The sequence below is a fragment of the Thalassovita litoralis genome, from assembly GCF_900182725.1.
Lineage (GTDB): Bacteria > Pseudomonadota > Alphaproteobacteria > Rhodobacterales > Rhodobacteraceae > Thalassobius > Thalassobius litoralis.
This window is the reverse complement of the sequence record NZ_FXTO01000004.1, coordinates 39054-65727: the sequence shown is the minus strand read 5'-3', so window position 1 is coordinate 65727 and position 26674 is coordinate 39054. Positions and strand designations below refer to the sequence as shown.

Genomic DNA, 26674 nt, shown 5'->3' with positions numbered 1-26674 from the left:
TCAGCTCCGGGTGTTCTTGGAGTTCATGGACTTGACGTCCAGAACTTCGGGGTTCTGGGCGGCGTGCGGATGCTCGGCCCCGGCATAAACGCGCAGGTTGGTCATCTGCTGACGCGACAGGCGGTTGCCCGGCAGCATACGCTTCACGGCGGCAGTCACCACGCGTTCGGGGTATGCGCCTTCCAGGATCTGACCGGCGGTGCGGTGCTTGATGCCGCCCGGATGGCCAGTGTGCCAGTAGTATTTTTTGTCAGCGCGTTTGTTGCCAGTCATCTGCACCTTGTCGGCGTTGATGATGATAACGTTGTCGCCCATATCCATGTTCGGGGTGAACGACGGCTTATGCTTGCCACGCAGACGCATGGCGACGATCGAAGCCAAGCGACCCAGCACCACGCCTTCGGCGTCGATGATGATCCACTTTTTCTCGATGTCTGCCGGAGTAGCAGAGAAGGTTTTCATCGCGGGATTACCCTTGTTCAGTTGAAGATGGCGGCACAGGCCCCCATCCGAATTCGATTGCGGCGTTATATAGGGACTAAAACCACAGTCAAGCGCGCCATTCGTGAATTTTATAAGCGTTTTCAAATGGTTAAAAAATAGGTATCAAAATACCCCACATTTTCACCGCCCTCAGACCGTGAATTCATCCCGCGGGTTATCCAACAAGGCACGAAGCTGCACGATTCCGGCCTCGTACCGGGCGGTATCGACCTGCCCGTTCACGGCAATGCGCACCGCATGGGGCGCACGAGCGTCGCGTAAAACGAAGTCTTCGGCGCTTTTCAGGACAACGCCTTGTGCCTCGGCGGCGCGAACGAAACTGGCGGACCGCCACCCCCCCGGCAGCATCACCCACAGGAATGGCACATCTTCGCGCCACGCCACCTGATGCCCCCCCAGATGGTTTACCGTATCACGGATCAAGTCGTTCATCCGCGCCCGGACCTTGGCGGCCACGCTTAGCAAACGGTGATCGGACATGAATTCCAGCGTCATTTCCGTCAAAGGCCGCGACATCCCGAAAAAGCTGAACGCTGCGGTTCGCGCCAATTCCTGTACCCTTTCGCGCGGGGCCACCACATAGCCAACGCGCAAGGCCGGGGTCAGCGCCTTGGACAGCGATGACACATACCACCCCAATTCAGGCAGCAGCGAATGATAGCTTTCCGCCCCATGCGGGCCGATTGCATAACAATCGTCATCCAGAATATTCAGCCCCAAACGCCGCGCCAGCACCGCAATTTCACGCCGCCGGGTGTCGCTGGTGAACCGCACGGTGGGATTGTTCACTTCGGAAGAGGTACAAAATAATTGTACCCCTTCTTCGCGCACCACCCGTTCCAATTCAGACAGGATTGGCCCTTGGTCGTCACACGCAACCCCAACCACCCGCGCCCGACACAATTCCGCCGCCCGGCGAAACCCCGGATAGGTCAGCCCCTCGACAGCAACGGCCGGGTCCGGGCCATTCAGCACGGTTTGCATCACCAGCATCAGGGCGTTTTGCGCCCCATGCGCCAGCACGATGTCCTCGGCGGTGAAATTGCCAATCGGCAAATCCGCCATCCAGCGCCGCAAGGCCCGGCGCAGCGGCAAATCCATGCGGCGATCCGGGTAGTTCATGAATTCTTCGGCGGGCATGTGATCCGCCGTTTTTCGCATCGCATCCCGCAAAAGCTGGCTTTGCCCCATATCAGGCAACAAGGGGCTGCGCAGGTTCAACACCTGCGGCCAAGCAATAGCATCGTCTGCCTGTGTCGTCGCCTCGGCCACGAAGGTGCCACGCCCAACACCGGCCTGAAGCACACCTTCTTCGGTCAGTAGCGAATAAGCCCGCGCCACAGTCCCCGGCGTGACCGACAATTGATAGGCCAGTTCCCGCACAGGCGGCAATTGTTCCCCCGCCCCAAGACGCTGATCAGCAACCGCGCTACGGATTTCATCCGCCAAGGTCTTGTATTTCGACCGACCCGCCATCGACAGCTCAGGGCGCCAATTTGTACCCATAACAATGTTTTCCTAGACGCTTTGTATCCGGAATTGTATCTATAATGACGTAGCAATCACGCTACATTGTGTCAATACAATCAAAGGATTTGTCCTATGTCACAGCAGCCAGCCCTGCTTGCCGCACAAGTCATCACCTACGATCTGGGGCATCCGGCCCCTGTCGTGGCCCGTTGGGCGGTGGCATTTGCGGTGACTGTGACGAAATGGGACAGCCGATACCGCACCCGAAAGGCGCTGTCGAAACTAACGAACGCGCAACTGCGGGACATCGGCGTGGAACGCGACGTGGCTTATACGGAGGCCCGTCGCCCATTCTGGCGCGCGTAACGACCCCGTCCGCGTTGGAATGTACTGGAAGCCGGGGCCTGTCCCCGGCTTTTTTTCTTATCCGTTGCGCCCCGTGCGCCCCGCATCAATTCGGCGGAATCGAATAGGTCATGGTGGCGCGGGCCACCGGTTCCGGCTTGCCCTCGGAATAGATCAGCACATCGCCCACGGCCAAAACACGGCCCAGTTTCAACAGCTTACATTCCGCGATCAGGTCGCGCCCTGCTTCGGGTTTGCGCATGAAATCCAGCGAACAATTGGTCGTCACCGCCAGCCCCTTGGGACCGATCATCGCCAGCACCGCAAAGTAAATGGAACAATCGGCCAGCCCAAACATGCTTGGCCCCGATACCGTCCCCCCCGGCCGCAAATGACGATCCGCCACGGGCATCCGCACAGTGACCCCCATATCGCGCACATCTTCGACGATAAAATCGTTCTTCACCTGCGGAAATTCCCGCGCCATGAAGTCCATCAATTCCTGCGCTGACATTTTCACAGCCATCGCTTCCCTCCCTTTCCTGTTCCCCCTAAAGTTGCCGGGAAAGAGGAGAAGAACAAGATGGCATTACTGGAACGTCACGACACGGGCGCGATTGCCCACCTGAAACTGAACGCCCCCCAATCGCTGAACGCCCTGTCAGACGCGATGCTGGAAGCACTGCAAACCGAATTTGACCGGCTGGCCACGGACAGCACGATTCGCGCGGTGATCCTGTCCGGCGAAGGCAAAGTATTCTGCGCAGGCCACGACCTGAAGGAAATGACCGCCGGTCGTCAGGCCGAAGACGGCGGCAAGGCCTATTTCAAAGACCTGTTCGACCGTTGCGCCCGGATGATGATGTCGATCCAGAAATTGCCGCAGCCGGTGATTGCGCAGGTGCATGGCATTGCCACCGCCGCAGGCTGTCAGATGGTGGCCTCTTGCGATATGGCGGTCGCGGCAGAAGGCACGAAATTCGGCGTCAATGGCGTGAATATCGGCCTGTTTTGCTCCACGCCAATGGTGGCGCTGTCGCGTAATATTCCACGCAAACAAGCGTTTGAAATGCTCAGCACCGGCGCATTTATCGCCGCAGAGAAAGCCGAAACTCTGGGGCTGATCAACCGGGTTGTACCGCATGACCAACTGGCCGCCGCCACGCAAGATCTGGCCGAAACAGTCGCCAACAAATTGGGGGCTGCCGTCAAAATCGGCAAAGAGGCGTTTTACAACCAAATCCAGATGCCGCAGGATCAAGCCTATGCATATACCGGCGATGTGATGGTGGAAAACATGCTGTACCGCGACACCGCCGAAGGAATCGCCGCCTTTTTGGAAAAGCGCCCGCCCAACTGGCAACAATAATGCCACACCCCCGAAAACCCTGCCAATTTCGGTAGGGTTTTCAGGGGTTTTACGGTAAAAAACCACGTCGTTTCCAAAACGTGCCTTATTGTTTTCGCATTTGCCACTTTTCTGCCGTAAATGCTTTTGTTAGACAGAACGAGAAGAGGAAGTGATGAACCTCTTGATCATGCGAGTGTGGGTCGCCCTTGGCGTTCTTTCTCTCTCGGCCAATCTCTCTCTGGCCGCTGAACTGCCCGAACGGGCGACCCTCTCGTCCTTCCCTGACACGGATATGGAATTGGCCCTGCTGGGCCGGGATTTGTTTTACGATCCGATCCTGTCCGGCAATCTGAACATTTCCTGCGCCACCTGCCACCACCCGCGATTGGGCACGTCTGACGGCATGTCATTGTCCGTCGGCGAAGGCGGCACGGGGCTTGGCCCGGATCGCAGCATAATCGCCGGGCAGGAACCGCAAGCCCGCATCCCCCGCAATGCCCCCGCGCTGTGGAATACCGGGGCCTATGAATATGCGGTGATGTTCCACGATGGCCGGGTGGAGCTGAGCGACGATGCCGATTTTGGGCTGCGGATGCCCGCTGATCGCCCACTGGAACGCGCCCTGCCCTCGCCCTTGTCGGCGCAGGCGATGTTGCCGCCGTTGTCTGCGGATGAAATGGCCGGGCAACTGGGCGAAAACCCGGTGGCCGATGCCGTGGCGCGGGGCGATGCCCCCGCCGCTTGGGCGCATCTGGCGGCCCGCGTGAACAACATCCCCGCCTATCGCAGCCGGTTTGATGCCATGATCGGGCCTGACGCGCCGGTGCATTTCACCGATATTGCCACCGCATTGGCCGAATTCATCACCTTTGAGTTTCAGGCCATCAACGCCCCGCTTGATGCCTATCTGAACGGCGACACGACGGCGCTGAATGCCGCGCAAACCCGTGGCATGGCGCTGTTTTATGGTCCCGCCGGGTGCAACACCTGCCATTCTGGCCCATTCCAAACCGATCACGGATTTCACGCCATCGCCATGCCGCAAATCGGCCCCGGCAAGGAACCGGGCGATTATATCGACCGGGGGCGCGCATATGTGACGGGCGATCCCGACGACCTGTATCGGTTCCGCACGCCATCGCTGCGCAATGTCACGCAAACCGCGCCCTACGGCCATAGCGGGGCGTTTGCCACGCTGCCAGCCATCATCCGCCACCATGCCGCACCCGTCGGATCGCTGCTGCGCTATGACCGAACGCAGGCAATCCTGACGGATTATCCCTTTGCGGACTGGCAGGCGCTGGACGATCAGAACGAACTGCTGGACATTGCCGCAGGAAATGAATTGCCCGACACCCCGCTCAGCGATGCAGAAATCAACGATCTGGTGGCCTTCCTGTCCGCGCTGACCGACACCACCGCCGCCAAGGGGCGGCTGGGTGTGCCAAAAACCGTGCCATCGGGACTGCCAGTGGATCAGTAGCCGACACTTCTTGGATCATAGGCCCTATGAAGCAACGCCCTCAAACGATACTCGTCGACCGCTAGCTCGGGATCAATCGACACCAGAAATTGCTTCATTATCCCAAACGCAAGATTCGCGGGCACCCCCGCAATTGCTAGCTGCCGAGCCGCCCCATATTGAAATAATCCATCTGCCATTTTGGGCCTCCTTTCTTTGGAGGCAGGCTCACTGACTTAGCAAAATCGCCAAATGCACGCAGATGAAACCCCTTTCCAAACGGCCTCGCCTGCCCTACATCGCGGCGCATGGAAAACACACTTCATATCGTCGGCGGCGGCATGGCCGGGTCCGAGGCCGCCTGGCAGGCCGCCAATATGGGCGTCCGCGTCATCATTCACGAAATGCGGCCACAGGTGGAAACCTTTGCGCATCGCACCGGCAATCTGGCCGAAATGGTTTGCTCCAATTCGTTCCGGTCGGACGATGACGAACAGAATGCCGTGGGCTTGTTGCATTGGGAAATGCGGGCCGCGAACGGGTTGATTATGCAAATGGCGCAACGCCACCGGCTGCCTGCGGGCGGGGCGTTGGCGGTGGACCGTGATCCGTTTTCGGAAAGCGTGACACAGGCGCTGCTGGCACACCCCAATATCAGCGTTGAACCGGGCGAAATCACCGAATTGCCCAGTGATGGCCATTGGATCATTGCCACGGGGCCGCTGACGTCTTCGGCGTTGGGCGCGGCGATCCAGCGCGAAACCGGGGCCGAACGTCTGGCGTTTTTCGATGCTATCGCCCCCATCGTCTATGCAGACACCGTGAACATGGATGTGGCGTGGCTGCAATCGCGCTATGACAAGGGCGAAACCGAGGCGGAGCAGAAAGCCTATTTGAACTGCCCTATGACCAAAGACCAGTACGAAGCGTTTATTGATGCGCTGCTGGCCGCCGATAAGACAGAATTCCACGAAGGCGAAACCGCAGGCTATTTCGATGGCTGCCTGCCAATCGAGGTGATGGCCGAACGTGGCCGCGAAACCCTGCGCCACGGGCCGATGAAACCCGTTGGCCTGACCAATGCCCACACCCCGGAAAACAAGCCCTATGCCGTGGTGCAACTGCGCCGCGACAACGCATTAGGAACGCTTTATAACATCGTGGGTTTCCAGACAAAAATGAAATACGGTGCACAGACCGAGGTGTTCAAAATGATCCCCGGTCTGGAAAATGCCTCTTTCGCGCGTCTGGGCGGGATTCATCGCAATACATTCCTGAACTCCCCCACTTTGCTGGACGATCAGATGCGCCTGAAATCGCGCCCCAATATCCGCTTTGCCGGTCAGGTTACGGGCGTCGAAGGTTACGTGGAATCCGCCGCGATGGGCCTGCTGGCCGGGCGCCTGGCGGCGGCTGAAATTCTGGGCAAACCGCTGCCCACCGCCCCGCAGGACACCGCTATGGGCGCACTGATCCACCACATCACCGGCGGGGCCGAGGCAAAGACCTTTCAGCCGATGAACGTGAATTTCGGCCTGTTCCGTCCGGTGGATGGACTAAAGGGCGGGCGGCGTGGACGCAAAGACCGCTACAAAGCCTACACAGATCGCGCCAAAGAAGAATTTAATCAATGGCTTGAGGCGCAAATCTAATGCATTACGTGACCCGTTTTGCACCCAGCCCCACCGGGCCGCTGCATCTGGGTCACGCCTATTCCGCACTGCTGGCCCATGACATGGCCAAGGCACAAAACGGCAGTTTCCTGCTGCGGATCGAAGACATCGACCAAAGCCGCGCCCGCCCGGAATGGGAACAACACATCTATGACGATCTGCATTGGCTGGGGCTGAACTGGCCCCGCCCGGTGCTGCGTCAATCTGACCGACTGCCGATCTATCGCACGGCGCTGCGTTATTTGTGGACACGAGGGCTGTTATACCCCTGCATCTGCAACAGGCGGGATATTCTGGCAGCCGCCTCCGCGCCCCAAGAAGGCGCGCCGCTGCATGGTCCCGATGGGATCGTCTATCCCGGCACCTGCCGCCATATCCCCGATCCACGCCAACCGCTGCCCGACAGCGCGCTGCGTCTGAACATGGCGCGGGCGCTGGCCGTGTTGCGCAACCGCCCCCTGCGCCGTCCGTTGTGTTTCACAGAAACCGGCGCTGGCCCGGCGGGGGAAACCGGCCTGATCCCCCTATCCCCGGAAACCCTGCTGAACGGGGTCGGCGATATCATTCTGGCGCGGCGCGATATTGGAACGTCGTATCACCTGTCCGTCGTGCTGGATGACGCGGCACAGGGCGTCACGCTGGTGCCACGCGGGCGGGATCTGTTTGAAGCTACACAAATCCATGTGGTGCTACAACATTTTCTGGACCTGCCAACCCCAACCTATCACCACCACCGGCTGATCCGGGATGATACGGGCAAACGGCTGGCCAAACGCGATGATGCCCGCGCCATCGCCAAATACCGGGCCGAGGGCGCAAGCCCCCATGACATCCGAAAAATGGTTGGCCTTGATTAACCTGTCCACAGATTAACCTTAACGCAGCTCACGCCCCTGCCGCTTCTTTCTGATCTGAAATACTCCGGGGGAGGCCGCAGGCCGGGGGCAGCGCCCCCACCCCCGATTGCGGTCACACCTCGGGCTTCATCAGCTCCACTTCGGCCCCGTCCCGCACGGCGGTATAAAAACAGGTGCGCCGATTGGTGTGGCAGGCAGGGCCGTTTTGCTTCACCACGACCAGCAGACAATCGCGATCACAATCAACGCGAAAATCCACCAATTCCTGCACATGCCCGCTGCTTTCGCCCTTCACCCAGAACGATTGCCGCGACCGGCTCCAATAGGTCACGCGCCCGGTGTCCAGCGTCCGCGCCACGGATTCGGCATTCATCCACGCCATCATCAGCACTTCGCCGGTTTCGTGATCCTGCGCGATGGCGGGGATCAGACCTTGGTCGGTATATTTCAGCGTGGCGGGATCGAATGACATGGGATAAACCTTTTGCATCTGCGGTTTGGCCCCCTATCTATGCCACAGAACCACGAAGGAAAAGCCATGAGCGGCGAAACAGACCTGATCAAACTTTATTCCAGCCGGATTCTGGCGCTTGCGGCGGATATTCCCAATGATGAACGGCTGGATCATCCCGATGCAACGGTCAAGAAACGCTCGCCGCTTTGCGGGTCAACCGTGACCGTGGATATCACCGTGAAGGACGGCAAGATTGACCGCTATGGGCAGGATGTCAAAGCCTGCGCTTTGGGACAGGCTGCCGCTGCCGTTGTGGGGGCTTCTGCGCCGGGCTGTACCCGTGAACAGATCGCCACGGCCCGCGATCAGCTCAAAGCCTTGCTGAAACAGGACGGCCCCACCCCCGACGCGCCATTTGACGGGTTCGAGGTGCTGCGCCCCGCCCGTGATTACAAAAACCGCCACGCGTCAATCATGCTGGCAATCGAAGCCACGCTGGAAGCGATGGACAAGGCTGCCGAAACCGCCTGCGCCTGATTTTCCTGTTTCGTTTACCGTGAATAAAAAAACCGCCGCACTTCCGATATGGAAGGCGGCGGCAAAGTCGCGTGTCTGACCGGGGACGCCCACCGACATCGGAAGAGGCAACAACCGAGGACTTGGGACAGGCAGTAAAGTCAGCGCCGAAACTTGGGACATGTTGGCGCGTCAGGCGGAACAGGTCAGACCGCAGGCAGAAACTCAGAACAACGCAGGCAGGTGAAGCGCGGCCACGGTCATCACAACCAGCGACGCCAGCCCCAGAACATCCCCCAACAGGGTATCTTCGGCGCGGGTCACGATATCTGCAATCTGGCGGATCATGGCGGCAACTCCTTGTTAACCTTTGTTGCTCATTTGTTCTCATATCCACCGAGTCGGATCAAGAACTTTTTGAGAACATTTGCGAACAAAGTGGAACACTAAACCTAACCCACTGAAATCAAACGGATCGCCTGATCCTGTTCCATCAGCCACAGCAGAACACGGGCCGCCCGCCCACGGGGGCTGTCCAGCGTGGGGTCCATCGCCAGCAACGCCCGCGCGTCGCTTTGCGCCACTTCCATCAGCGCAGCCTGCCGTTCCATATCGGCCACCCGGAATCGCGGCAGGCCGGATTGGGCGGTGCCGATCAAATCCCCCGCCCCGCGCATTTCCAAATCCACTTCGGAAATGCGAAACCCGTCTTCGGTATCGCGCAGGGTGCTAAGCCTGCGTTGTGCCCCTTCGTTCAGCGGGGCCTGATACAACAGCAGACAGGTCGATTCCGCCGATCCACGACCAACCCGCCCGCGCAACTGATGCAATTGCGCCAGCCCGAAATATTCGGCCCGTTCAATCACCATGATGGATGCGTTGGGGACGTTCACCCCCACCTCGATCACTGTAGTTGCCACCAGAACACTGGTGCGCCCGGCCACGAAATCGGCCATTGCGGCATCTTTTTCCGCCGGGGGCATCTGGCCATGCACCAACCCCACGCGACCTTCGCCTAATGCAGCCCGCAGGATTTTGAACCGTTCCTCGGCGGCGGTCAGGTCCATGACCTCGCTTTCTTCTACCAACGGGCAGACCCAATAGGCCTGTCGCCCCTCGGCAATGGCGCGGCGCAGGTGATTGATCACTTCGTCCATCCGAGCGGTGGATACCATCGCCGTTTTGATCGGTTTGCGCCCCGGCGGTTTTTCATCCAGCACCGACACGTCCATATCGCCATATTGCGCCAACGCTAAGGAGCGCGGAATCGGCGTGGCCGTCATCACCAGCACATCGGCCATCGCGCCCTTTTTTCCCAGCTCCAACCGCTGCCGCACCCCAAAGCGGTGCTGTTCATCCACCACCGCCAGCCGCAGATCATGAAATTCCACGTCTTTCTGGAACACCGCATGGGTGCCGACCAGCATGTGAATATCGCCCCGCGCCAACGCCGCCAGTTTGGCGCGGCGTTCGGCCCCTTTGTCCCGACCCGTCAGGATTTCCAGCACCACGCCCGCCTCTTCGGCCAGCGGGCGCAGCCCTTCCAGATGTTGACGAGCCAGAATTTCAGTGGGGGCCATCATAACGCCCTGCCCGCCTGCTTCGACCGCAATCAGCAGCGCCATAAAGGCGACCAGCGTTTTCCCCGCGCCCACATCGCCCTGTAGCAATCGGTTCATCCGCACCGGCGCGGCCATATCCGTTGCGATTTCTTCGATGGCGCGGCGCTGCGCCCCGGTGGGTTGATACGGCAGCGAGGCCAGCACCCGCGCCTGCAACGCGCCTGAACCCTTGGTTTGTCGCCCCTTGGATTTGCGCAACCGCGACCGCGCCAATGCCAGCGTCACCTGATGCGCCATGAATTCATCATAGGCCAGACGTTCCCGCGCCTTGGCGCTGGCAGCCAGATCTTCGGGGGCCTGAGGGCTGTGTGCGGCGCGGATTGCGCTGGCCCAATCCGGCCATCCGGCCCGCGCCACCTGTTGCGGATCAATCCATTCCGGCAGGTCCGGCACGCGCTGCAACGCCCCAGCCACTGCCTTGACCATCTGCTTTTGCGTCACCCCGGCTGTCAGCGGGTAAACGGGTTCAAAGGCCGGAATATCTGCCGCCTCCTCGGGCGGAAGGACATGATCGGGATGCACCATCTGGGCGATGCCATCGAACATTTCCACCTTACCGGACACGATGCGCTGCGCCCCAACGGGCAGCAGTTTTTGCAGGTAATCCCCCCGCGCGTGGAAAAACACCAACTGAAATGCGGTTTCCGCGTCTTCGACAGTGATGCGATAGGCCCCGCCCTTGGTTCGCGGGGCTTTATGCGCGCCCACCGTGACCTGCACCGTGATCACATCCGGCAGCACCGCCCCCCGCACACTGGCCCGCATGGCCCTGTCCACCCCCGAATAGGGCAAGGTAAACAGCAAATCGCGCGGTTTACTGATACCGATCTGCGCCAAATGCTGCGCGGATTTCGGCCCCACGCCGGGCAGCGTTTCCAGCTCCGCGAAAAGCGGGAACAGGGCTTCGGGCCGCCCGCTCATGCGTCGCCGATCAGCGCCAGCCAGCCGTCTTCGTCCAGCGTCATGATCCCCAGTTCAGCGGCTTTTTTCGCCTTCGATCCCGCCCCCGGCCCGGCCACCAGAATATCGGTTTTCTTGCTGACCGATCCCGCGACCTTCGCGCCCAAGGCTTCGGCGCGGGCCTTGGCCTCGGCCCGTGTCATTTTTTCCAGCGTGCCAGTGAACACCACGGTTTTACCCGCCACGGGGCTGCCTGTGGTGTCCGGGGCTTCGACTGCCTGAATGTCCAGTTCCTGCATCAGCCGATTGATAGACGCGCGTTCGGCGGATTGCGCAAAGGCGGACACCAGTTCCACCGCGACAATCGTCCCGATCCCATCCACGCCCACCAGTTCGTCCCATGCCTCGCGGGCCGTTTGCGCCAAGGCAGGGTCCGCCGCCCAAATCGCCGCTTTGGTATCCGCAATCCGCGCCCGCCGCCCCTGTGCGGTTGCGGCGGCGCGTTCATCCAATACGGCGGCTTCGGCCTGCAAATGCCGCTCCATCGCCGGGGCCGCGGCGTCCAGTGCGGTAATCATGGCGTCCCATGTCCCGAAATGGCGGGCCAGATCGGCGGCCACAACCTCGCCCACATGGCGGATGCCAAGCGCAAAAATCACCCGGTTCAGCGGAATGCTGCGCCGCTGGTCAATCGCCGCGAACAGGTTCTGCGCCGATTTTTCACCCCAGCCCTTGACCTGCGCCAGCGGTTTGCCCGCCAGATGGCGTATCCCGGCAATAACATGTGGCACATCATCCTCGACCGTAATGCCGGAATTGCGCAGCATATCGGCCAACCCGGTCAGCACATCGCTGCGCCGTTCAGGATCACTAAGCTGTTGGTGCGTCCGCTGGGCGGGATCGGCAGTCAGATGATCCACATTCCCATCACGATCCCGCAGCCGGAAAATATCCGCCGGTTCGGAAATCCGACAGGTGACATAGAAGAATTCAACCTGCTTTGCCCCCAGCCCTTCGATGTCAAAGGCCGCGCGGCTGACGAAATGCTTCAACTTCTCAACCGCTTGCGCGGGGCAAATCATCCCCCCCGTACAGCGGCGCACGGCGTCGCCTTCTTCGCGGATCGCATCCGATCCACATTCCGGGCAGGTGGTGGGAAAAACGAAAGGCACCGCATCAGCATTACGTTTAGACAGGTCCACATCGGCCAGTTTCGGGATCACATCCCCCGCGCGATAGACCTGCACCCAGTCGCCCACGCGAATATCCTTGCCACCGCGAATCTCGCTCCCCTTGGAATCGCGCCCGGCAATGTAATCTTCGTTATGCAGGGTCGCGTTGCTGACCACCACACCGCCCACCGTCACCGGCTGCAACCGCGCCACGGGGGATAACGCCCCGGTGCGGCCAACCTGAATGTCGATTGCCTCCAGCCTCGTCCAGGCCAGTTCGGCGGGAAATTTATGCGCAATCGCCCAGCGAGGGGTGGTTGACCGGAACCCCAACCGCGCCTGAAGCGACAGGTCGTTTACCTTGTAAACCACGCCATCAATATCATAGCCCAGCGTCGCCCGTTGCTGCTCGATCTGGCGGTAATGCGCCAGCATGTCCTGCGTCGTGGGACACATCCGGGTCAGCGGGTTGGTCTGAAATCCCAGTTTTGCCAGCCGTTCAATCGCGCCGATCTGCGTATCGGCCAACGGCTCGGACAGTTCCCCCCAGCTATAGGCAAAAAACCGCAACGGGCGCGACCGGGTGATTTCCGCATCCAGTTGCCGCAATGACCCCGCCGCCGCATTGCGCGGGTTGGCAAAGGATTTTCCACCCTGCTCGGCCTGCCGGTCATTCAGCGCCGCGAAATCGGCGTGGCTCATATAGACTTCGCCGCGCACCTCTAGCACGTCGGGGGCACCTGTCAGCGATTGGGGTATATCCGCGATGGTGCGGGCGTTTTCGGTGACGTTTTCGCCCACCTCGCCATCGCCCCGCGTGGCCGCCTGCACCAATTGGCCCTGCTCATAGCGCAGCGACAGGCTTAGCCCGTCAATCTTGGGTTCAGCCGTATAGGCCAGACTGCCCGCCGCCTGCCCCAGAAATTTGCACACGGTTTCATCAAATTCGGCCACGTCTTCGTCCGCAAAGGCATTGGACAAGGACATCATCCGCACCGCGTGGGTGACTTTCCCAAACCCTTCGGCAGCGGCGGCCCCCACCTGTTCGCTGGGGCTGTCCGCGCGTTTCAACGCGGGAAACCGTGCCTCGATCGCGGCATTGCGCAGTTTCAGCGCATCATAGGCCGCGTCCGATATCCGGGGCGCATCTTTGCCGTGGTAGGCTTCGTTCGCGTCTGCAATCAGCGCAGCCAGACGGGCCAGTTCGGCCTTTGCTTGCGCTTGGGTCAGCAACTCTGCGGCGATATCTGCGGTCACGGCGTATTCCCCTGTTCACTTGCCCAAAGTGATAGGGGCGCACTGGGCCAAGGTCCAGACGCCGCGCAGGATTTTCGCGCCTCAGGCCCCGATTGCCAGACGATCCCCGCCCGCCATTGCCATCGGCACCGGATCGCGCAGCACATAGCCCCGCCCCCATACCGTTTCGATGTAGTTTTCCCCATCGGTGGCCTGGCTTAGCTTCTTGCGCAGCTTGCAAATAAAGACGTCGATGATTTTCAGTTCCGGTTCATCCATACCGCCGTACAGGTGGTTCAGGAACATTTCCTTGGTCAGCGTGGTACCCTTGCGCAGGCTCAGCAGTTCCAGCATCTGATATTCCTTGCCGGTCAGATGTACCGCCTTGCCGCCTACATCCACCGTTTTGGCATCCAAGTTCACGTTGATTTTGCCGGTCCGGATTACTGATTGCGCATGTCCCTTGGACCGTCGAATGATCGCATGAATACGCGCCACCAGTTCTTCGCGGTGGAACGGTTTGGTCAGGTAATCGTCTGCCCCGAATCCAAAGCCCTTGATCTTGTTGTCGGCATCATCTGAACCGGACAGGATCAGGATGGGGGTATCCACGCGGGACAGGCGAATCTGGCGCAAAACCTCGTGCCCGTGCATATCCGGTAGCCCCAGATCCAGCAGGATCAGATCGTAATCATACAACCGCGCCAGGTCGATTCCCTCTTCCCCAAGGTCCGTGGTGTACACATTCAGATTGGCATGGGTCAGCATCATTTCGATACTTTTCGAGGTTGTCGGATCATCCTCTACCAGCAGCACGCGCATTGTTAATTTCTCCGCAAATTGCCCGTTAATTCGATTCAACCTTGACCAATAAAGGTTAATCACTCGTTATCGTCGGATATTAATTACAACACTATCGCTAAAGTTGTCTATACTTTTGAATAGATGTCGTCTTCAGCGCCTCCTCTCCGTGGTTGGCAATTGCCTGACACCATTCATAAAACTCCTCTTCGCTCAGCGCATAGCGTTTCAGCGCCTCCTCTTGTGTGATCAGCCCGTATAAAACCCCACGCACAACCGCCGCCTTGCGCCGCGCCACCCAGCGCCGGGTTTCCGCCGGGGGCAAATCCGCCTGCGTCATCACCGTACCATCGGGCAGCGTCACCGCCCGCAACCCATCGACTTTTTTCAGATACATGTCGGTTTTCCTTGTTCTTTCGGCCAAATTGGGCCGCAGGGTTTAACAGCAGGTGAAACCGGGGCTTGAGAGTAATTAGGATTTTCCTATATTCTCGCGTACTTTGATGGGGATGCCGCCAATGCTGGATGATACGACCAAACTGAACTCTTTGGGCTTTGCCAAACCGCCATCGGAAACGCGCGTTGTCGTGGCGATGTCCGGCGGTGTGGACAGTTCCGTGGTGGCAGCGATGCTGGCCGAAGAAGGCTATGATGTAGTTGGCGTCACGCTACAACTGTATGATCATGGGGCCGCGCTGGCGAAAAAGGGCGCGTGCTGTGCCGGGATCGACATCCACGATGCCCGCCGCGTGGCCGAGGAAATGGGTTTCCCCCATTACGTTCTGGATTATGAAAACATTTTTCAGGAAGCCGTGATTGACGAATTCGCAGACAGCTATCTGGCAGGCGCGACCCCGGTGCCCTGTATCCGCTGCAATGAGCGCGTGAAATTCAAGGATCTGCTGGAAACCGCCAAGGATCTGGAGGCCGATTGCATGGCCACCGGCCATTATATCCAGCGCAAGATGGGCGAAAATGGGCCGGAACTGCATTGCGCGGCGGATGCCAACCGCGATCAAAGCTATTTCCTGTTCTCTACCACGCCGGAACAACTGGCGTTTTTGCGCTTCCCGCTGGGGCATCTGCCATCCAAGGACGCCACCCGCGCATTGGCTGCTAAATATGGGCTGGCCGTGGCGGATAAACCCGACAGTCAGGACATTTGTTTTGTGCCGAACGGCAACTATGCCTCGGTCATCGAAAAGCTGCGCCCCGGCGCGGCGGAACCCGGTCAGATCGTTCACGCCGATGGCCGGGTGCTGGGCGACCATAACGGTGTGATCCATTACACGATCGGGCAACGCCGCGGTCTGGGCATTGGCGGGCTGTCCGAGCCGCTTTATGTGGTCAAGCTGGACGTTGACGCCAAGCAGGTTGTCGTTGGCCCCAAGGAACTGCTGGCCACCCGCACCATCCCTGTGCGGGAAATCAACTGGCTGGGCGATGCCCCGCTGACGTCACAGCCCGAATGGCATGTGCGGGTCAAGGTCCGGTCAACGCGCCCCCCGCGTGATGCGATCATTCGCCCGCTAACCGACACCACCGCCCAGGTTGAGTTGCTGACCGCCGAGGAAGGCGTATCCCCCGGACAGGCCTGCGTATTCTATGAAACCGAAGGATCGCGGATTCTGGGCGGAGGCTGGATCTGGAAGGGCTGAAAACAGGATAAATGGTACATGGGGCGGATCATGCCGGTTCGCCCCTTACCAATCCGTTAACGGGCGGCGGTTTCCACCCCATCGCGCACAGTTTTTTCTGAATACGCGGCCAATGTTTTGCGGTTCGGAAAATCATCCACCCGCACAGGCGCGTGATATTTCACCAGAACCGACCCCTGTTTCGGAGCCGCCAGCACCTTCAGCAGATGCGGGCCGAATTCCATATTTCCCCACCAGCCATAAAACCGCTGGTCCGCCCCGACGGGTGCACGATAGATCACCGAAACGGGTTGGATATGCAATTCATGCCGCAAGTGATCAGTGAAGAACGCCTGAAAAAGCGTTGATTTAAAAGGCAAAACCACAACACCATCCGTTGATGTCCCTTCGGGAAAAAACAGCAGTTTATGTCCCGCCAGCAGCCGATTTTCAAACAGGTCTTGGTGGGCCTTTGCCTCTTTCGGGTCGCGGTTGATAAACACCGTCCCCGTTGCCCGCGCCAGCCAGCCGATAAAGGGCCATTTTGCCACCTCGGCCTTGGACACGAAATAAATCCGCTTCCGGGCGTTCAACGTAAAAATATCCAGCCACGACGAATGGTTAGCGACCACAGCGCCGCGTTCTTTCATGACTTGGCCTTGGCTTTCAAATCTGATCCCTAAAATGCGAAACGCATTGCGGCAGACAAATTGCGTAATGAAGGGCGTGATCGGACGATGCAGACCGTAAATCGGCTGCTCTGCCAACCGCACCAACAACAGGATGAACAGCCCGCCGAACACCAGAAACGCCAAGGGAATCCCCCGTGCCAAGGCCCGCACCCAGCCCATAGCCCCAATTGGGGGCATCTTCGGTTCCGGCGGCATATCCCAACTTAGGTTCACGCCATAAGACCCTTGGAATAAATGTTTTTCTGCTTTTCGTTCAACTGTTTCGTATCCATGATCAGACAGACGTCAATGGTGTTGAATGCCCGGTCAACGAAAGCGCCGTCGCCAACACAGCCCCCCAGCCGCAGATAGGCCTTGATCAGCGCGGGAACTTCCAGCATCGCGGCCTTACGGTCCAGTTGATCCCGCGGGATCAGGTCCATCCGCGCCCCATGTTCAGGCCGCACAGTCACGCGCAGATCGGCGGGGGCCAGATGGTTGTGATACAGCATGGAAAGCGGTTGCGCCAATTCCGCCGGATCGGTGCCATGAAAGCTGGCTACGCCAAACAGAATTTCGATTTCATGTTCAAGGACATAGGCCGCCAAAGCATTCCACAGGTGGAACATCGCCGCACCGCCGCGATAATCTTTGTGCAGGCAGGACCGTCCCAGTTCCAGCAGCTTCCGCCCACTGGATTTTAGCATGGTCAGGTCATATTCATCTTCGGAATAAAACTGCCCCGCCTGTGCGGCTTGGTCGTCGCGCAACACCCGGTAAACCCCAACAATCTGATCCGCGACATCCCCGGCCCGTGCCTGATCCAACAGGATCAAGTGATCGAAAAACGGATCGAAATGATCCTTTTCCAACCGTGCCGCGTGATCCACCAACGGACCGCCGCCCCCCAGTTCGGCCACGAAAACCTCGTAGCGCAGGCGTTGTGCGGCCTGCAACTCCTCTGAGGATTGTGCAAGTTTTACAATGAATTGCGGCGCCTGTTCCGTCATGCGTCCTGATCCCGGAAAGCTTTACTCGCTTGTAGAAAAGCCGGGGCAGAAAAGCAACAGACACCGGCGGGGGTTTACCAAACCCTTGGTTGTGTTAACCTTTCGTAAACCACAATCAGTCATCAAACACCGGAGTCAGTAATATACGCGATCCGTTGATCACGACCTTACCGGCCTCGGGGAAGTTCACGGTGATTTTTCCGTGGATGTTGGATTGTACCTGCCCGATCCCCCATTCGGGGCATTCGGGGTGCAAGACGCGCATACCGGGTTCCAAGAAGGCGTTCAGATCGTCCATAAGGGTCCACTTTCGGAGGGTTGGTTTTGCCACACGATAACCTTGATCTGGGGGCATTGATAGGGTCGCGCATCTGTCACGATCTGATCAGCCCCATTGGGGCGATTGGGAACGGGTTGGAATTGCTTTTGATGGAGTTGCCCGCATCACCGGAATTGTCCCTGATCGCCGAAAGCGTCGACAATGCCAATGCGCGGGTGCAGTTCTTTCGGGTGGCCTTTGGCAAGGCATCGCAGGGCCAGCATGTAACCCCTTCTGAAATCGAAAAAATTCTGAACGATGTGTCGCGCGGTGGACGTATTGCAATGCGTTGGACCGGCACCGACGCCCCAAACCGCGCTACGGCACGGGCAGCATTTCTGGCAGCGATGTGTCTGGAAACGGCCCTGCCGTTGGGCGGGGAAATCGCGCTGTCCCATAGCGGTGATCACTGGACCCTGCACGCCACCGGACGGCGCATAACTCCACAGCCGGACTTATGGGCGCATCTGCAAGCCCCCCACACGCCAACAGGCCTGACCGCCGGGCAGGTACAGTTCGCAATCCTGCCGGGGTTGCTGGCGGAACTGGGAAAACAGGCCAAGGTAACGTTTACCGACACCTTGGCCACGATTCAGTTTTAGGCTCAGGGGCGAACCGATCCGTCCCCTTCGACCAGATACTTGAAACTGGTCAGTTGTTCGGCCCCAACCGGGCCACGCGCGTGCATTTTGCCGGTGGCAATGCCGATTTCCGCGCCCATCCCGAATTCGCCGCCATCCGCGAACTGGGTCGAGGCATTGCGCATCAGGATCGCGCTGTCCAACCGTTCAAAAAACTTCGCTGCGACGGCATCGTTTTCGGTGATCACGCAATCCGTGTGGCTGGAACTGTAGCGGCGGATGTGGGCAATCGCCCCATCCACATCATCCACCAGCTTCGCGGCGATGATCGAATCCAGATATTCCTTGCCCCAGTCATCAGCGCTGGCGGGAACGGTGCCGTCCACAGACAGCCCTTCGGCCCGCACCTCGACCCCGGCCTGCACCAATGCACGCAGCAGATCCGCGCCCAGCGTGTCGGCTATGTCCTTGTGAATCAGAAGACATTCCGCCGCCCCGCAAATCCCCGTCCGGCGGGTTTTAGCGTTCAGAACCACGCGCAGCGCTTTTTCCGGGTCGGCGTCCTTGTCCACGAAAATATGAACGATACCTTCCAAATGGGCAAAAACCGGCACCCGCGCTTCGCGCTGAACCAGCCCCACCAGCCCCTTGCCGCCACGCGGCACGATCACGTCCACATAATCCGTCATGGTCAGCAATTCCTGCACCGCCGCCCGGTCACGGGTGGGGACCAGTTGAATTGCATCCTCGGGCAGATTGGCGGCTTTCAGTCCTTCGACCAGACAGGCGTGAATCGCCCCCGAAGAATGGAAACTTTCCGATCCGCCGCGCAGGATCACCGCATTCCCCGCTTTCAGGCACAGTGCCCCGGCATCGGCGGTCACGTTGGGGCGGCTTTCATAGATCACGCCAATCACCCCCAACGGCGTGCGCACCCGGCGGATATGCAACCCCGAGGGCATGTCCCATTCCGCCATCACCGCGCCCACCGGATCGGCCTGCTCTGCCACGGCCCGCAGCCCGTTGACGATCCCCTGAATGCGGTCCTCGTCCAGCATCAAACGGTCCATCATGGCGGGGCTTAACCCCTTATCGCGGCCATACTCCAGATCCTTGGCATTGGCGGCAATGATTGCGGCGCGGTTCGCCCAAACCGCATCGGCGGCCGCGATCAGGGCCGCATGTTTACGTTCCGCGCTGGCATAGCCCAATTCGGCAGCGGCGGCTTTGGCGCGCTTGCCCAGATCGGTCATCAGCGCGTGAATATCGGTTGCGTCTTTCATAATCTGACCTCCGGTTTCCCTGTCAGTAAACGGCGTTACAACGCCATGTCATCACGATGGATCAGCGCGGCCCGGCCCGGATAGCCCAGAATATCCTCGATCTCGTCCGAACGGTGGCCCTTGATCCGAAAGGCTTCGGCGGCGGTATATCGCGCCAACCCCTGCCCCAGCTTGCGCCCGTCTGGGCCAAGGATAGCCACGGGGTCACCACGGCCAAAAACTCCTGTAATGCCCTTCACGCCCGCAGGCAGAAGGCTTTTGCCCTTTCCCAAGGCTTCCATTGCCCCGGCATCCACCGCGATTTCCCCCTTAGGTTTCATCGAATGAATCCAGCGTTTGCGGGCCTGATGCGGATCGTCCTGCGCCAAGAACCATGTGGCGTTCGCCCCGTTTTCCAGCGCGGTCAGCGGGCGCATGGCGGACCCTTCGGTGATTGCCATCGCACAGCCCCCGGCAATCGCCATCTTGGCCGCCATCAGCTTCGTGATCATGCCGCCCTTGGACAGGCCAGACACACCTTCGCCCGCCATCGCCTCGATCTCGGGCGTGATAGTATCGACGATTTCAAACCGTTTGGCATCGGGGTCGGTCTGCGGATTGGCGGAATAGAACCCATCCACATCCGACAGCAGGATCAACTGATCCGCCCCGACCGTCACCGCCACCTGTGCCGCCAGACGATCATTATCGCCATATCGGATTTCATCGGTGGCCACGGTATCGTTTTCGTTCACAATCGGCACCACGCCCAACCCGATCAGGGTTTCCAGCGTCGCCCTGCTGTTCAGATAACGGCGGCGGTTTTCGCTGTCTTCCAGCGTCACCAAAACCTGTCCCGTGGTGATCCCATGCGGGGCCAGCACCTCTTCGTAGGCGCGGGCCAGACGGATCTGCCCCACAGCCGCTGCGGCCTGCGATTGTTCCAGCGCCAGATCGCTGCGCGGCAGGCCCAGCACCCCGCGCCCCAGCGCGATAGAGCCAGAGGACACAAGGATCACATCCTTGCCCTGCCCCTTGAGCCAAGCCACATCCTCGGCCAGCGCCTTCAACCAATCCGCCCGCAAGCTGCCCGTCGCCCGGTCCACCAAAAGGGCCGAGCCGATCTTGATCACCAAACGCTGTGCGGCTGTCAGGGATGCCACGTTTCGCCCTCGTCTTCCTCGGACTTTTTCTGACGCAAACGGTCGGCGTCAATCCGGGATCGCAGCGCACGCAGCACCTGATCCACCCCTTCGCGCGACACGCCGGACATCAGCATGACCGGCCCACCGCAGGCGTCTTCCAGTTCTTCCTTCAGGAAGGCGCGTTCTTCGTCGTCCAGCGCGTCGATCTTGTTCAGCACCGTCACGCGCGGCTTTTCGGCCAGGCCGCCGCCATAGGCTTCCAATTCGCCGATGATGGTGTGGTAATCCTCGATCAGCGTGCCGGAACTGCCATCCACCAGATGCAGCAGCACCGCGCAGCGTTCCACATGGCCCAAAAACAGATCGCCCAAACCGCGCCCCTCGGACGCGCCTTCGATCAGACCCGGAATATCGGCCACGACGAATTCAACGCCGTCAATCCCCACAACCCCAAGATTGGGGTGCAGCGTGGTAAAGGGGTAATCCGCAATCTTGGGTCGTGCGTTGGACGTGGCCGCCAAGAAGGTGGATTTACCTGCGTTCGGAAGGCCCAACAGCCCCACATCTGCGATCAGCTTCAGCCGCAGCCACAGGGTACGTTCCACGCCCTCTTGCCCCGGATTGGCCCGGCGCGGCGCCTGATTGGTCGAGGTTTTGAAATGCAGGTTGCCCCAACCGCCATTCCCGCCTTTGGCCAGCAGCACACGCTGCCCGACCTCGGTCATATCGGCGATCACGGTTTCCTGATCCTCGTCCAAAATCTCGGTCCCGACCGGCACCCGCAGCACGATATCCGAACCATCCGCACCTGTGCGTTGCCGCCCCATGCCGGGGCGGCCATTATCAGCGAAAAAGTGTTGCTGATACCGGAAGTCAATCAGGGTATTCAGCCCATCCACGGCTTCGGCCCAGACGGACCCGCCAGTGCCACCATCGCCCCCATCGGGGCCGCCATATTCGATGAATTTTTCGCGGCGAAAGCTGACACAGCCGCCCCCGCCCGACCCAGAGCGAATATAGACCTTTGCGAGATCAAGAAATTTCATGGTCGTCTCCTATCGCAAAGGCCCGGCATTCCGCAATCCGGTCTTTGCTCAATCCAGTTTTCGGCTGTAGGTCCAGGTCGGCACCTTGCCATTGCGGGCAACCGAAAAGGTTTCAGCGTCGCCCAGATATTCAAAGCCGCAATTCGTCAGCACCCGCGCCGAGGCGGCGTTTTCCTGAAACACCTCGGCAAAGATGGTTTTGCACGATTGCGGATTGGCGTCGATCAGCGCCGCCACCGCCCGAGAGGCAAGCCCCGTATTCCAAAAGGCCGGTGCCACCCAATAGCCGATTTCCGACTGGTCGCGGTCCATACGTTCCAGTTCAATCAGGCCCATCACCTCGGGGTCGCCGGATTTCGTGCCGTCTATCGCCCAGACATCGGCGGTCCGGTCATCGGCCTGCGCACGGGTGATAAACGCCTCGGTCGCGCCCGGTGGCAGGGGATGCGGGATGGAACGCGTGTTTTTCGCCACGCGTGCATCGCCGCCATACATCGAAATCAATCCCTGATCCGATTTGCGCAACGGGCGCAGGTCGAACCGTTCCGTTTCAATCACGGCCTGATTGGTGATCTTGTCCAGCATCATGCTCTTACTCCTCTTAAAAGCACTGAGGAAAATGTCCCGTCGGTCCGTGCCGTTGCTCCTCCAACAGTGCCCGCACCAAGGGTAAAACCAAAGAATGTCAAACAGATGGCTATTTTTGCGCGGGAAACAAGCCCCCGCCCCATCGCCATATCCAAAAGGTCCAAGGGCGCAATCCCATACCAGCCCGCGCCGAATGCGGCGCGCCGGGGGCAGGTCAGATTGTCAAACAGTCCGGCAACGTGCATGGGTTGCCTCCTTGAACGAAAAAGGGGATCGGCGTTTTGCCGATCCCCTTATGCATTTAGCCCTTAGGTTCGGCTTACTCAGCGGCCTCCGCCACTGGCAGGACCGAAATAAAGGTGCGGCCTTTCAGGCCCTTGTGGAAGGTCACTTTACCCTCGGTCGTTGCAAAGATCGTGTGGTCACGACCCATGCCAACGCCCTCGCCCGGCCACCATTTGGTGCCGCGCTGACGAGCGATGATGTTACCGGGGATAGCGGCCTGACCGCCATACAGTTTCACGCCAAGGCGGCGACCGTCAGAGTCGCGACCGTTCCGGGATGAACCGCCAGCTTTCTTATGTGCCATCTTTCGTTACTCCTTATTCTGCGGCTACGGGCGCGGAACCCGCACCAACAGCAGCTTTGACACCCGATGCACCTGCGCCCGAGGCCAGGATATCGGTGACTTTGATCAGCGTCAGTTGCTGACGATGACCCTTGGTACGCTTCGAGCTGTGCTTCCGGCGACGCTTCACAAAATGGATGACTTTCTCACCCTTGATCTGATCCACGACTTCGGCCTGCACGGCAGCGTCATCAACCAGAGGCGCGCCAACGACGAGGTTATCGCCGCCCAGCATCAGAATCTCGTTGAACTGGATTTTTTCACCTGCGTCGGCAGCCAATTTTTCAACGCGCAGCACATCGCCCGCCTGAACCTTGTACTGCTTGCCGCCGGTTTTGAGGACCGCAAACATTTGCTTTTCCTTCATTTCCCGCGTTCTGTGGTTTCCCTTTTGGGGAATTTCCGGCCAAAGCCACCTCGAACAGCGCGCCCTTTAGGGCGTCATTGACAATAAATACGGGCAAGGAATCCCCTGCCCGAGATGTGCGCTTATCCACAGGATTGCCCCACAAGTCAAGCCTGCGCCTGAAAAACAACGCGATTTCCACCAATCACAGTTCTTCGCCCTGCCCTTGTGCGGATATGGCCAGCCCCAAGCCGAATGACAATTCGCCATACATCTGATCGAACCCGGCGAACAAGGCCCGGTTCAACGCCTGCCCTTCGGGTGTGGCGGACAATTCGGTGTACCGCGTCATGTCTTCGGGCGTCAGACCGGAATAGGATTGCAGCAGATACGCAAACAGCCATTCGCGGGTATCGGTGCGGGTTTCAGCCTCGGACGCCCAGGCCTCGGACAGGATTTCATCCTCGCTCATCTGTATCATCCCGCCATCCGCCAAACCGCGATAGAAGGCGTAATTGGCATTCATTACCCCGACGACATTATAATCCACCAGATCGTTCGTCCGCATATACGCGGCAATCGCCGCAATCATCGGGGTTGTGTCGGGGTCCAGTTGTGAAAACGCCTCGCGCGCGACCTGCTCTTCTTCCGGGGACAGGAACAAGCGCCGGGTCGATAACTCGCCCTCGATGATACGCTGCCCCAAATCGCTGGCGAAAAACATAGTCAGCGGCGCGGTATCCACCCCGTCCAGCGCCGCGGCAAAGGTCGTTTCGACCAGACGCTGCATTCTATCCACATCATACAGCCGCTCGACCTGCGTGGCCCAGACTGTCCCGCCGCCGCCCGGCAGCATGTCCCGCCCCAGATCGTGACCGAACTTCAGCCCCTCCAGCCGCATGACTTCGACGGTTTCGTCCATCCGCAAAAGCTGCATCAGCCGGGCAACCCCGGTCACATCATCCGCATACCCAACCGGCCCCCACGCCAGCCAGACCATGATCCCCAATAGCAACCTTCGCACCATTCACCCCGAACCAAGACCCGCGTCGTCACAGTTCCTGCGAGGGCCGAAGCCCCGCCATCCGCGCCGCAAGCATTTCAAACCGCGATGCCATAATCTCGTAATGCACGGAATTCATCAACTCATAGACGCGCTGCATGTCGGCGGTTTCCAGCGCGTCGGTATAGCGCCGCACCTCATCATCTGAAAACGCCTGATAGGTATAGGCCGCATTTACCAGCGCCGACGCCTTCATCGTGGCCCGCATCTGCGGTTCTTGCCGGTGAAACAATTCGCGCATATCAGCCTCGTCCATGCGCAATTCGATCACCCCATGCGCAGCCGCCGCCATCAAAAACCGTATCTGGATTTCCTGCATGGCCTTCAGGGCCATATCGCTGGAATCGATCGCATCGTTCATGCGCTGAAAATACTCCAGCCGCGCCCGCCCCGCCTCTCCGGCCCGCATCAAGGCCGCAACCAAGGCCGCGCCCGCCTCGTCCTTGCCATCCTCACCTTTCTCCAGATGGGCGGCGTTTTCTGCCGCCACCAGCCGTTGCCCCAGATCGGACCCGTAAAACGCCATTGCATGATCCAGTAACCCAGGGTCCAGCGTTTGTTCCAACATCGACACGGCGGTGTCCTGAATATCCTGCGGGTCCATCACCTCGGCCACCATCTTTTGCCAGACGATACCGAACTCACCCGGTTCCTGCCCCAGAATCGCCGGGGCGTTTTCCGCCCCGATACCAATCGAATCCAAAGCCGCATCAAAGCCAGTCACCTTTAGAAAGGTCAGAACCGCCGCCCGATCCGCCGCAACGGCCCCATTGCCCGCCAACAGCACCAAACACAGGACGAACCCCGCAAAAACCCTTTGTATCATAGCCGCCACCCGCTGTTTTCCTTCGCTTTTTTCGCCTCATAAAACAGAGTTAGAAAAAAACTTTGCGGAAACAATGCAAATCGCCTTGCCACCACCAGAAAGAGCCATTAAACGCACCTTCCACAGACCCCCGCGGAGAGGTGCCGGAGTGGTCGAACGGGGCGGTCTCGAAAACCGTTGTACCTGCAAGGGTACCCAGGGTTCGAATCCCTGTCTCTCCGCCACCCTGCTTATGGGACCCTTTCTCCAGGCGGTCCAGACTCCAAAATTTTCCCTTATATTAAAGGGTTATGGCGCTTGGGTGGTGGTGGATAATACACCGAAATCCCCTTGGCGACCCCACATAAGCGCTCTCTCCCCCCTATTTTCTCCGGACCTGTTCACCACACATTTTTCAATACGGTTTCAGTAACTTGCTGGAACTGAATCAAAAAAATGTCCCACTTTCGCGGGCTCCGAGCAGAGTCATGCGAATGGCCCCAGCGACTCGCGTCCAAATCTTTGATCACGCAGCGCCTATTTTGCTTTCGTGAAAATACAAAAGCCGTTCCAAATCATCGACTTGAAACGGCTTTTTGGTGAGGGTTTGCCGATTGCTATCTGCCTTTGTAGCCAAGCGCCGACCGTTGCTCGGCCCAAACGTGCGTCATCGGATCAAGCAGTTCCGTCATGCCTATTGACGGCGGGTTTCCGTCCAGGATCGCTTCGATGATGTCCGGTGCCAGCAAAGTGAGCCGCATCACACGCGTTAGATATGATGGTGAGATCTTCTCGTACTTCGCCAATTCGGCGATCGTTCCCATGTCGCCATCCTCAAGGATTTGGCGCCACCGATAGGCGCGCGCCACCGCCTTGATCAGTGTGTAGTCAGGGCTGCGATTGTTCGTACCTGCCGGAAGTTGGACCTCCTTGCGACCACCGCGCTTTGCCACGCGGAATGGAATGGTGACGGTCACAGTTTCGGGGATAATGGGTTTCTTGCTCATGCAGCAGCATCCTTATCTTCAGCGCTTTGCATCAGTTCTTGGGCCAACTCCGCGAGCCCATCGATGCGCATCCGGACGCTGATGGCATCGGTGCCAATGTCGACTCGCTTAACGCTCAGGGCGATGATGCGTGTCTGCTCGGCCGGGAAGAGTTCATCCCACAACGGATCGAATTGCTGTAGCGCCATGCGCGCATCGTCTAG

Annotated in this window: 29 protein-coding genes, 1 tRNA gene and 2 pseudogenes; 9 read left to right on the top strand and 23 right to left on the bottom strand. The window is 59.4% G+C overall.

The features are described from left to right. Together rplM and FN828_RS05190 are read right to left on the bottom strand one after the other, a co-directional pair. Nucleotides 1-462: a 50S ribosomal protein L13 gene (gene rplM, locus FN828_RS05195; RefSeq protein WP_142492340.1), complete on the bottom strand. Its 462-nt coding sequence runs from the start codon at nucleotides 460-462 to the stop codon at nucleotides 1-3. 171 nt (nucleotides 463-633) lie between these two features. Beyond that, a complete protein-coding gene (locus tag FN828_RS05190) occupies nucleotides 634-2010 on the bottom strand; it encodes an aminotransferase-like domain-containing protein (protein ID WP_142492339.1) in 1377 nt (458 codons plus the stop codon). A gap of 96 nt (nucleotides 2011-2106) precedes the next feature. On the opposite strand from FN828_RS05190, the gene FN828_RS05185 reads away from it, so the two are divergent. Beyond that, the gene (locus tag FN828_RS05185; RefSeq protein WP_142492338.1) at nucleotides 2107-2340 is read left to right on the top strand and encodes a DUF1127 domain-containing protein; all 234 of its coding nucleotides are present in this window, start codon (nucleotides 2107-2109) and stop codon (nucleotides 2338-2340) included. 85 nt (nucleotides 2341-2425) lie between these two features. Here FN828_RS05185 and FN828_RS05180 read toward each other — a convergent pair whose 3' ends face one another. Then, nucleotides 2426-2845: a PaaI family thioesterase gene (locus tag FN828_RS05180; protein ID WP_142492337.1), complete on the bottom strand. Its 420-nt coding sequence runs from the start codon at nucleotides 2843-2845 to the stop codon at nucleotides 2426-2428. Nucleotides 2846-2893: 48 nt separating this feature from the next. On the opposite strand from FN828_RS05180, the pseudogene FN828_RS05175 reads away from it, so the two are divergent. Together FN828_RS05175 and FN828_RS05170 are read left to right on the top strand one after the other, a co-directional pair. Then, nucleotides 2894-3688, top strand: a pseudogene (locus FN828_RS05175) (enoyl-CoA hydratase); the annotation flags it as partial. 154 nt (nucleotides 3689-3842) lie between these two features. Beyond that, complete coding sequence (locus FN828_RS05170) at nucleotides 3843-5153, top strand: cytochrome-c peroxidase (protein WP_235891406.1); 1311 nt, start codon at nucleotides 3843-3845, stop codon at nucleotides 5151-5153. Here the strand turns inward: FN828_RS05170 and FN828_RS05165 are convergent. Continuing rightward, nucleotides 5147-5332, bottom strand: coding sequence for a hypothetical protein (locus FN828_RS05165; protein ID WP_142492335.1), 186 nt, complete (start codon nucleotides 5330-5332; stop codon nucleotides 5147-5149). The two genes, FN828_RS05170 and FN828_RS05165, sit on opposite strands and share 7 nt — an antisense overlap. A 108-nt stretch (nucleotides 5333-5440) precedes the next feature. Between FN828_RS05165 and trmFO the strand changes: the two genes are divergently transcribed. Both trmFO and gluQRS read left to right on the top strand, forming a co-directional pair. After that, nucleotides 5441-6784 carry a methylenetetrahydrofolate--tRNA-(uracil(54)-C(5))-methyltransferase (FADH(2)-oxidizing) TrmFO gene (gene trmFO, locus FN828_RS05160; RefSeq protein WP_142492334.1) on the top strand — a complete coding sequence of 448 codons (1344 nt, stop codon included), beginning with the start codon at nucleotides 5441-5443 and terminating at the stop codon, nucleotides 6782-6784. After that, nucleotides 6784-7662 carry a tRNA glutamyl-Q(34) synthetase GluQRS gene (gene gluQRS, locus FN828_RS05155; RefSeq protein WP_142492333.1) on the top strand — a complete coding sequence of 293 codons (879 nt, stop codon included), beginning with the start codon at nucleotides 6784-6786 and terminating at the stop codon, nucleotides 7660-7662. Before trmFO ends, gluQRS begins: the two co-directional genes overlap by 1 nt. Before the next feature lie 112 nt (nucleotides 7663-7774). On the opposite strand, the gene hisI is transcribed toward gluQRS, so the two are convergent. Next, nucleotides 7775-8134 carry a phosphoribosyl-AMP cyclohydrolase gene (hisI, locus tag FN828_RS05150; protein ID WP_235891405.1) on the bottom strand — a complete coding sequence of 120 codons (360 nt, stop codon included), beginning with the start codon at nucleotides 8132-8134 and terminating at the stop codon, nucleotides 7775-7777. A gap of 66 nt (nucleotides 8135-8200) precedes the next feature. Here hisI and FN828_RS05145 point away from each other — a divergent pair, with 66 nt between their 5' ends. Continuing rightward, on the top strand, nucleotides 8201-8653 hold the full coding sequence (locus FN828_RS05145) for an iron-sulfur cluster assembly scaffold protein (protein WP_142492331.1): 453 nt from the start codon (nucleotides 8201-8203) through the stop codon (nucleotides 8651-8653). Nucleotides 8654-8857: 204 nt separating this feature from the next. Here the strand turns inward: FN828_RS05145 and FN828_RS20970 are convergent, their stop codons facing one another. The 5 genes from FN828_RS20970 to sciP form a co-directional block, all read right to left on the bottom strand. After that, nucleotides 8858-8980, bottom strand: coding sequence for a hypothetical protein (locus tag FN828_RS20970; RefSeq protein ID WP_268987200.1), 123 nt, complete (start codon nucleotides 8978-8980; stop codon nucleotides 8858-8860). Nucleotides 8981-9084: 104 nt separating this feature from the next. Continuing rightward, nucleotides 9085-11175 (bottom strand): ATP-dependent DNA helicase RecG, encoded by a 2091-nt coding sequence (recG, locus tag FN828_RS05140; protein ID WP_142492330.1) that lies wholly within the window; start codon nucleotides 11173-11175, stop codon nucleotides 9085-9087. Continuing rightward, nucleotides 11172-13583 (bottom strand): NAD-dependent DNA ligase LigA, encoded by a 2412-nt coding sequence (gene ligA, locus FN828_RS05135; RefSeq protein ID WP_408033795.1) that lies wholly within the window; start codon nucleotides 13581-13583, stop codon nucleotides 11172-11174. The genes recG and ligA overlap by 4 nt, the downstream gene beginning before the upstream one ends. Before the next feature lie 81 nt (nucleotides 13584-13664). Beyond that, a complete protein-coding gene (gene ctrA / locus FN828_RS05130; protein ID WP_142492329.1) occupies nucleotides 13665-14384 on the bottom strand; it encodes a response regulator transcription factor CtrA in 720 nt (239 codons plus the stop codon). A gap of 97 nt (nucleotides 14385-14481) precedes the next feature. Continuing rightward, nucleotides 14482-14760, bottom strand: a complete 279-nt coding sequence (sciP, locus tag FN828_RS05125; RefSeq protein WP_142492328.1) for a CtrA inhibitor SciP — start codon at nucleotides 14758-14760, stop codon at nucleotides 14482-14484. Between the two features lie 121 nt (nucleotides 14761-14881). On the opposite strand from sciP, the gene mnmA reads away from it, so the two are divergent. Beyond that, a complete protein-coding gene (gene mnmA, locus FN828_RS05120) occupies nucleotides 14882-16021 on the top strand; it encodes a tRNA 2-thiouridine(34) synthase MnmA (protein WP_142492327.1) in 1140 nt (379 codons plus the stop codon). 56 nt (nucleotides 16022-16077) lie between these two features. Here mnmA and FN828_RS05115 read toward each other — a convergent pair whose 3' ends face one another. The 3 genes from FN828_RS05115 to FN828_RS05105 all read right to left on the bottom strand — a co-directional run bounded on the left by FN828_RS05115 (nucleotide 16078) and on the right by FN828_RS05105 (nucleotide 17979). Beyond that, nucleotides 16078-16869 (bottom strand): lysophospholipid acyltransferase family protein, encoded by a 792-nt coding sequence (locus FN828_RS05115; RefSeq protein WP_235891404.1) that lies wholly within the window; start codon nucleotides 16867-16869, stop codon nucleotides 16078-16080. 32 nt (nucleotides 16870-16901) lie between these two features. Next, nucleotides 16902-17681, bottom strand: coding sequence for a GNAT family N-acetyltransferase (locus tag FN828_RS05110; RefSeq protein WP_142492326.1), 780 nt, complete (start codon nucleotides 17679-17681; stop codon nucleotides 16902-16904). Nucleotides 17682-17796: 115 nt separating this feature from the next. After that, nucleotides 17797-17979 carry a DUF3553 domain-containing protein gene (locus FN828_RS05105; protein WP_142492325.1) on the bottom strand — a complete coding sequence of 61 codons (183 nt, stop codon included), beginning with the start codon at nucleotides 17977-17979 and terminating at the stop codon, nucleotides 17797-17799. A gap of 26 nt (nucleotides 17980-18005) precedes the next feature. On the opposite strand from FN828_RS05105, the gene FN828_RS05100 reads away from it, so the two are divergent. Then, nucleotides 18006-18602: a histidine phosphotransferase family protein gene (locus FN828_RS05100; protein ID WP_235891403.1), complete on the top strand. Its 597-nt coding sequence runs from the start codon at nucleotides 18006-18008 to the stop codon at nucleotides 18600-18602. Nucleotides 18603-18604: 2 nt separating this feature from the next. Here FN828_RS05100 and FN828_RS05095 read toward each other — a convergent pair whose 3' ends face one another. The 8 genes and pseudogenes from FN828_RS05095 to FN828_RS05060 all read right to left on the bottom strand — a co-directional run bounded on the left by FN828_RS05095 (nucleotide 18605) and on the right by FN828_RS05060 (nucleotide 25485). Beyond that, nucleotides 18605-19864: a glutamate-5-semialdehyde dehydrogenase gene (locus tag FN828_RS05095; protein WP_142492324.1), complete on the bottom strand. Its 1260-nt coding sequence runs from the start codon at nucleotides 19862-19864 to the stop codon at nucleotides 18605-18607. Between the two features lie 35 nt (nucleotides 19865-19899). After that, nucleotides 19900-21006 (bottom strand): glutamate 5-kinase, encoded by a 1107-nt coding sequence (gene proB / locus FN828_RS05090; RefSeq protein WP_142492323.1) that lies wholly within the window; start codon nucleotides 21004-21006, stop codon nucleotides 19900-19902. Further along, nucleotides 20994-22034 (bottom strand): GTPase ObgE, encoded by a 1041-nt coding sequence (gene obgE / locus FN828_RS05085; protein WP_142492322.1) that lies wholly within the window; start codon nucleotides 22032-22034, stop codon nucleotides 20994-20996. Before obgE ends, proB begins: the two co-directional genes overlap by 13 nt. A 48-nt stretch (nucleotides 22035-22082) precedes the next feature. Further along, nucleotides 22083-22622 carry a GNAT family N-acetyltransferase gene (locus tag FN828_RS05080; protein WP_142492321.1) on the bottom strand — a complete coding sequence of 180 codons (540 nt, stop codon included), beginning with the start codon at nucleotides 22620-22622 and terminating at the stop codon, nucleotides 22083-22085. A 319-nt stretch (nucleotides 22623-22941) separates the two neighbouring features. Continuing rightward, entirely contained in the window at nucleotides 22942-23211 is a 270-nt protein-coding gene (gene rpmA / locus FN828_RS05075; RefSeq protein WP_142492320.1) for a 50S ribosomal protein L27, read from the bottom strand. A 19-nt stretch (nucleotides 23212-23230) separates the two neighbouring features. After that, nucleotides 23231-23602 (bottom strand): annotated as a pseudogene (gene rplU, locus FN828_RS05070) (50S ribosomal protein L21); the annotation flags it as partial. 199 nt (nucleotides 23603-23801) lie between these two features. Next, nucleotides 23802-24623 carry a hypothetical protein gene (locus FN828_RS05065; protein ID WP_142492319.1) on the bottom strand — a complete coding sequence of 274 codons (822 nt, stop codon included), beginning with the start codon at nucleotides 24621-24623 and terminating at the stop codon, nucleotides 23802-23804. 25 nt (nucleotides 24624-24648) lie between these two features. Beyond that, nucleotides 24649-25485 carry a DUF2059 domain-containing protein gene (locus FN828_RS05060; protein ID WP_142492318.1) on the bottom strand — a complete coding sequence of 279 codons (837 nt, stop codon included), beginning with the start codon at nucleotides 25483-25485 and terminating at the stop codon, nucleotides 24649-24651. Nucleotides 25486-25619: 134 nt separating this feature from the next. Between FN828_RS05060 and FN828_RS05055 the strand changes: the two genes are divergently transcribed. Beyond that, a tRNA-Ser gene (locus FN828_RS05055) sits at nucleotides 25620-25709 on the top strand. Nucleotides 25710-26081: 372 nt separating this feature from the next. Here FN828_RS05055 and FN828_RS05050 read toward each other — a convergent pair. Together FN828_RS05050 and FN828_RS05045 are read right to left on the bottom strand one after the other, a co-directional pair. After that, complete coding sequence (locus tag FN828_RS05050; RefSeq protein ID WP_142492317.1) at nucleotides 26082-26471, bottom strand: hypothetical protein; 390 nt, start codon at nucleotides 26469-26471, stop codon at nucleotides 26082-26084. Further along, nucleotides 26468-26659 carry a hypothetical protein gene (locus FN828_RS05045; RefSeq protein ID WP_142492316.1) on the bottom strand — a complete coding sequence of 64 codons (192 nt, stop codon included), beginning with the start codon at nucleotides 26657-26659 and terminating at the stop codon, nucleotides 26468-26470. Before FN828_RS05045 ends, FN828_RS05050 begins: the two co-directional genes overlap by 4 nt. Between the last annotated feature and the right edge of the window lie 15 nt (nucleotides 26660-26674).

Coding starts and splice junctions, on each gene's coding strand:
- FN828_RS05080 (WP_142492321.1), bottom strand. CDS start 22,622: ATGATGCTGGACAAGATCACCAATCAGGCCGTGATTGAAACGGAACGG.
- FN828_RS05065 (WP_142492319.1), bottom strand. CDS start 24,623: ATGGTGCGAAGGTTGCTATTGGGGATCATGGTCTGGCTGGCGTGGGGG.
- FN828_RS20970 (WP_268987200.1), bottom strand. CDS start 8,980: ATGATCCGCCAGATTGCAGATATCGTGACCCGCGCCGAAGATACCCTG.
- FN828_RS05095 (WP_142492324.1), bottom strand. CDS start 19,864: ATGAAAGACGCAACCGATATTCACGCGCTGATGACCGATCTGGGCAAG.
- FN828_RS05115 (WP_235891404.1), bottom strand. CDS start 16,869: ATGCCCCCAATTGGGGCTATGGGCTGGGTGCGGGCCTTGGCACGGGGG.
- FN828_RS05045 (WP_142492316.1), bottom strand. CDS start 26,659: ATGGCGCTACAGCAATTCGATCCGTTGTGGGATGAACTCTTCCCGGCC.
- rplM (WP_142492340.1), bottom strand. CDS start 462: ATGAAAACCTTCTCTGCTACTCCGGCAGACATCGAGAAAAAGTGGATC.
- trmFO (WP_142492334.1), top strand. CDS start 5,441: ATGGAAAACACACTTCATATCGTCGGCGGCGGCATGGCCGGGTCCGAG.
- mnmA (WP_142492327.1), top strand. CDS start 14,882: ATGCTGGATGATACGACCAAACTGAACTCTTTGGGCTTTGCCAAACCG.
- FN828_RS05110 (WP_142492326.1), bottom strand. CDS start 17,681: ATGACGGAACAGGCGCCGCAATTCATTGTAAAACTTGCACAATCCTCA.
- FN828_RS05145 (WP_142492331.1), top strand. CDS start 8,201: ATGAGCGGCGAAACAGACCTGATCAAACTTTATTCCAGCCGGATTCTG.
- rpmA (WP_142492320.1), bottom strand. CDS start 23,211: ATGGCACATAAGAAAGCTGGCGGTTCATCCCGGAACGGTCGCGACTCT.
- FN828_RS05170 (WP_235891406.1), top strand. CDS start 3,843: ATGAACCTCTTGATCATGCGAGTGTGGGTCGCCCTTGGCGTTCTTTCT.
- FN828_RS05185 (WP_142492338.1), top strand. CDS start 2,107: ATGTCACAGCAGCCAGCCCTGCTTGCCGCACAAGTCATCACCTACGAT.
- FN828_RS05050 (WP_142492317.1), bottom strand. CDS start 26,471: ATGAGCAAGAAACCCATTATCCCCGAAACTGTGACCGTCACCATTCCA.
- FN828_RS05165 (WP_142492335.1), bottom strand. CDS start 5,332: ATGGCAGATGGATTATTTCAATATGGGGCGGCTCGGCAGCTAGCAATT.
- recG (WP_142492330.1), bottom strand. CDS start 11,175: ATGAGCGGGCGGCCCGAAGCCCTGTTCCCGCTTTTCGCGGAGCTGGAA.
- FN828_RS05190 (WP_142492339.1), bottom strand. CDS start 2,010: ATGGGTACAAATTGGCGCCCTGAGCTGTCGATGGCGGGTCGGTCGAAA.
- gluQRS (WP_142492333.1), top strand. CDS start 6,784: ATGCATTACGTGACCCGTTTTGCACCCAGCCCCACCGGGCCGCTGCAT.
- ctrA (WP_142492329.1), bottom strand. CDS start 14,384: ATGCGCGTGCTGCTGGTAGAGGATGATCCGACAACCTCGAAAAGTATC.
- sciP (WP_142492328.1), bottom strand. CDS start 14,760: ATGTATCTGAAAAAAGTCGATGGGTTGCGGGCGGTGACGCTGCCCGAT.
- FN828_RS05180 (WP_142492337.1), bottom strand. CDS start 2,845: ATGGCTGTGAAAATGTCAGCGCAGGAATTGATGGACTTCATGGCGCGG.
- obgE (WP_142492322.1), bottom strand. CDS start 22,034: ATGAAATTTCTTGATCTCGCAAAGGTCTATATTCGCTCTGGGTCGGGC.
- FN828_RS05060 (WP_142492318.1), bottom strand. CDS start 25,485: ATGATACAAAGGGTTTTTGCGGGGTTCGTCCTGTGTTTGGTGCTGTTG.
- FN828_RS05105 (WP_142492325.1), bottom strand. CDS start 17,979: ATGGACGATCTGAACGCCTTCTTGGAACCCGGTATGCGCGTCTTGCAC.
- hisI (WP_235891405.1), bottom strand. CDS start 8,134: ATGTCATTCGATCCCGCCACGCTGAAATATACCGACCAAGGTCTGATC.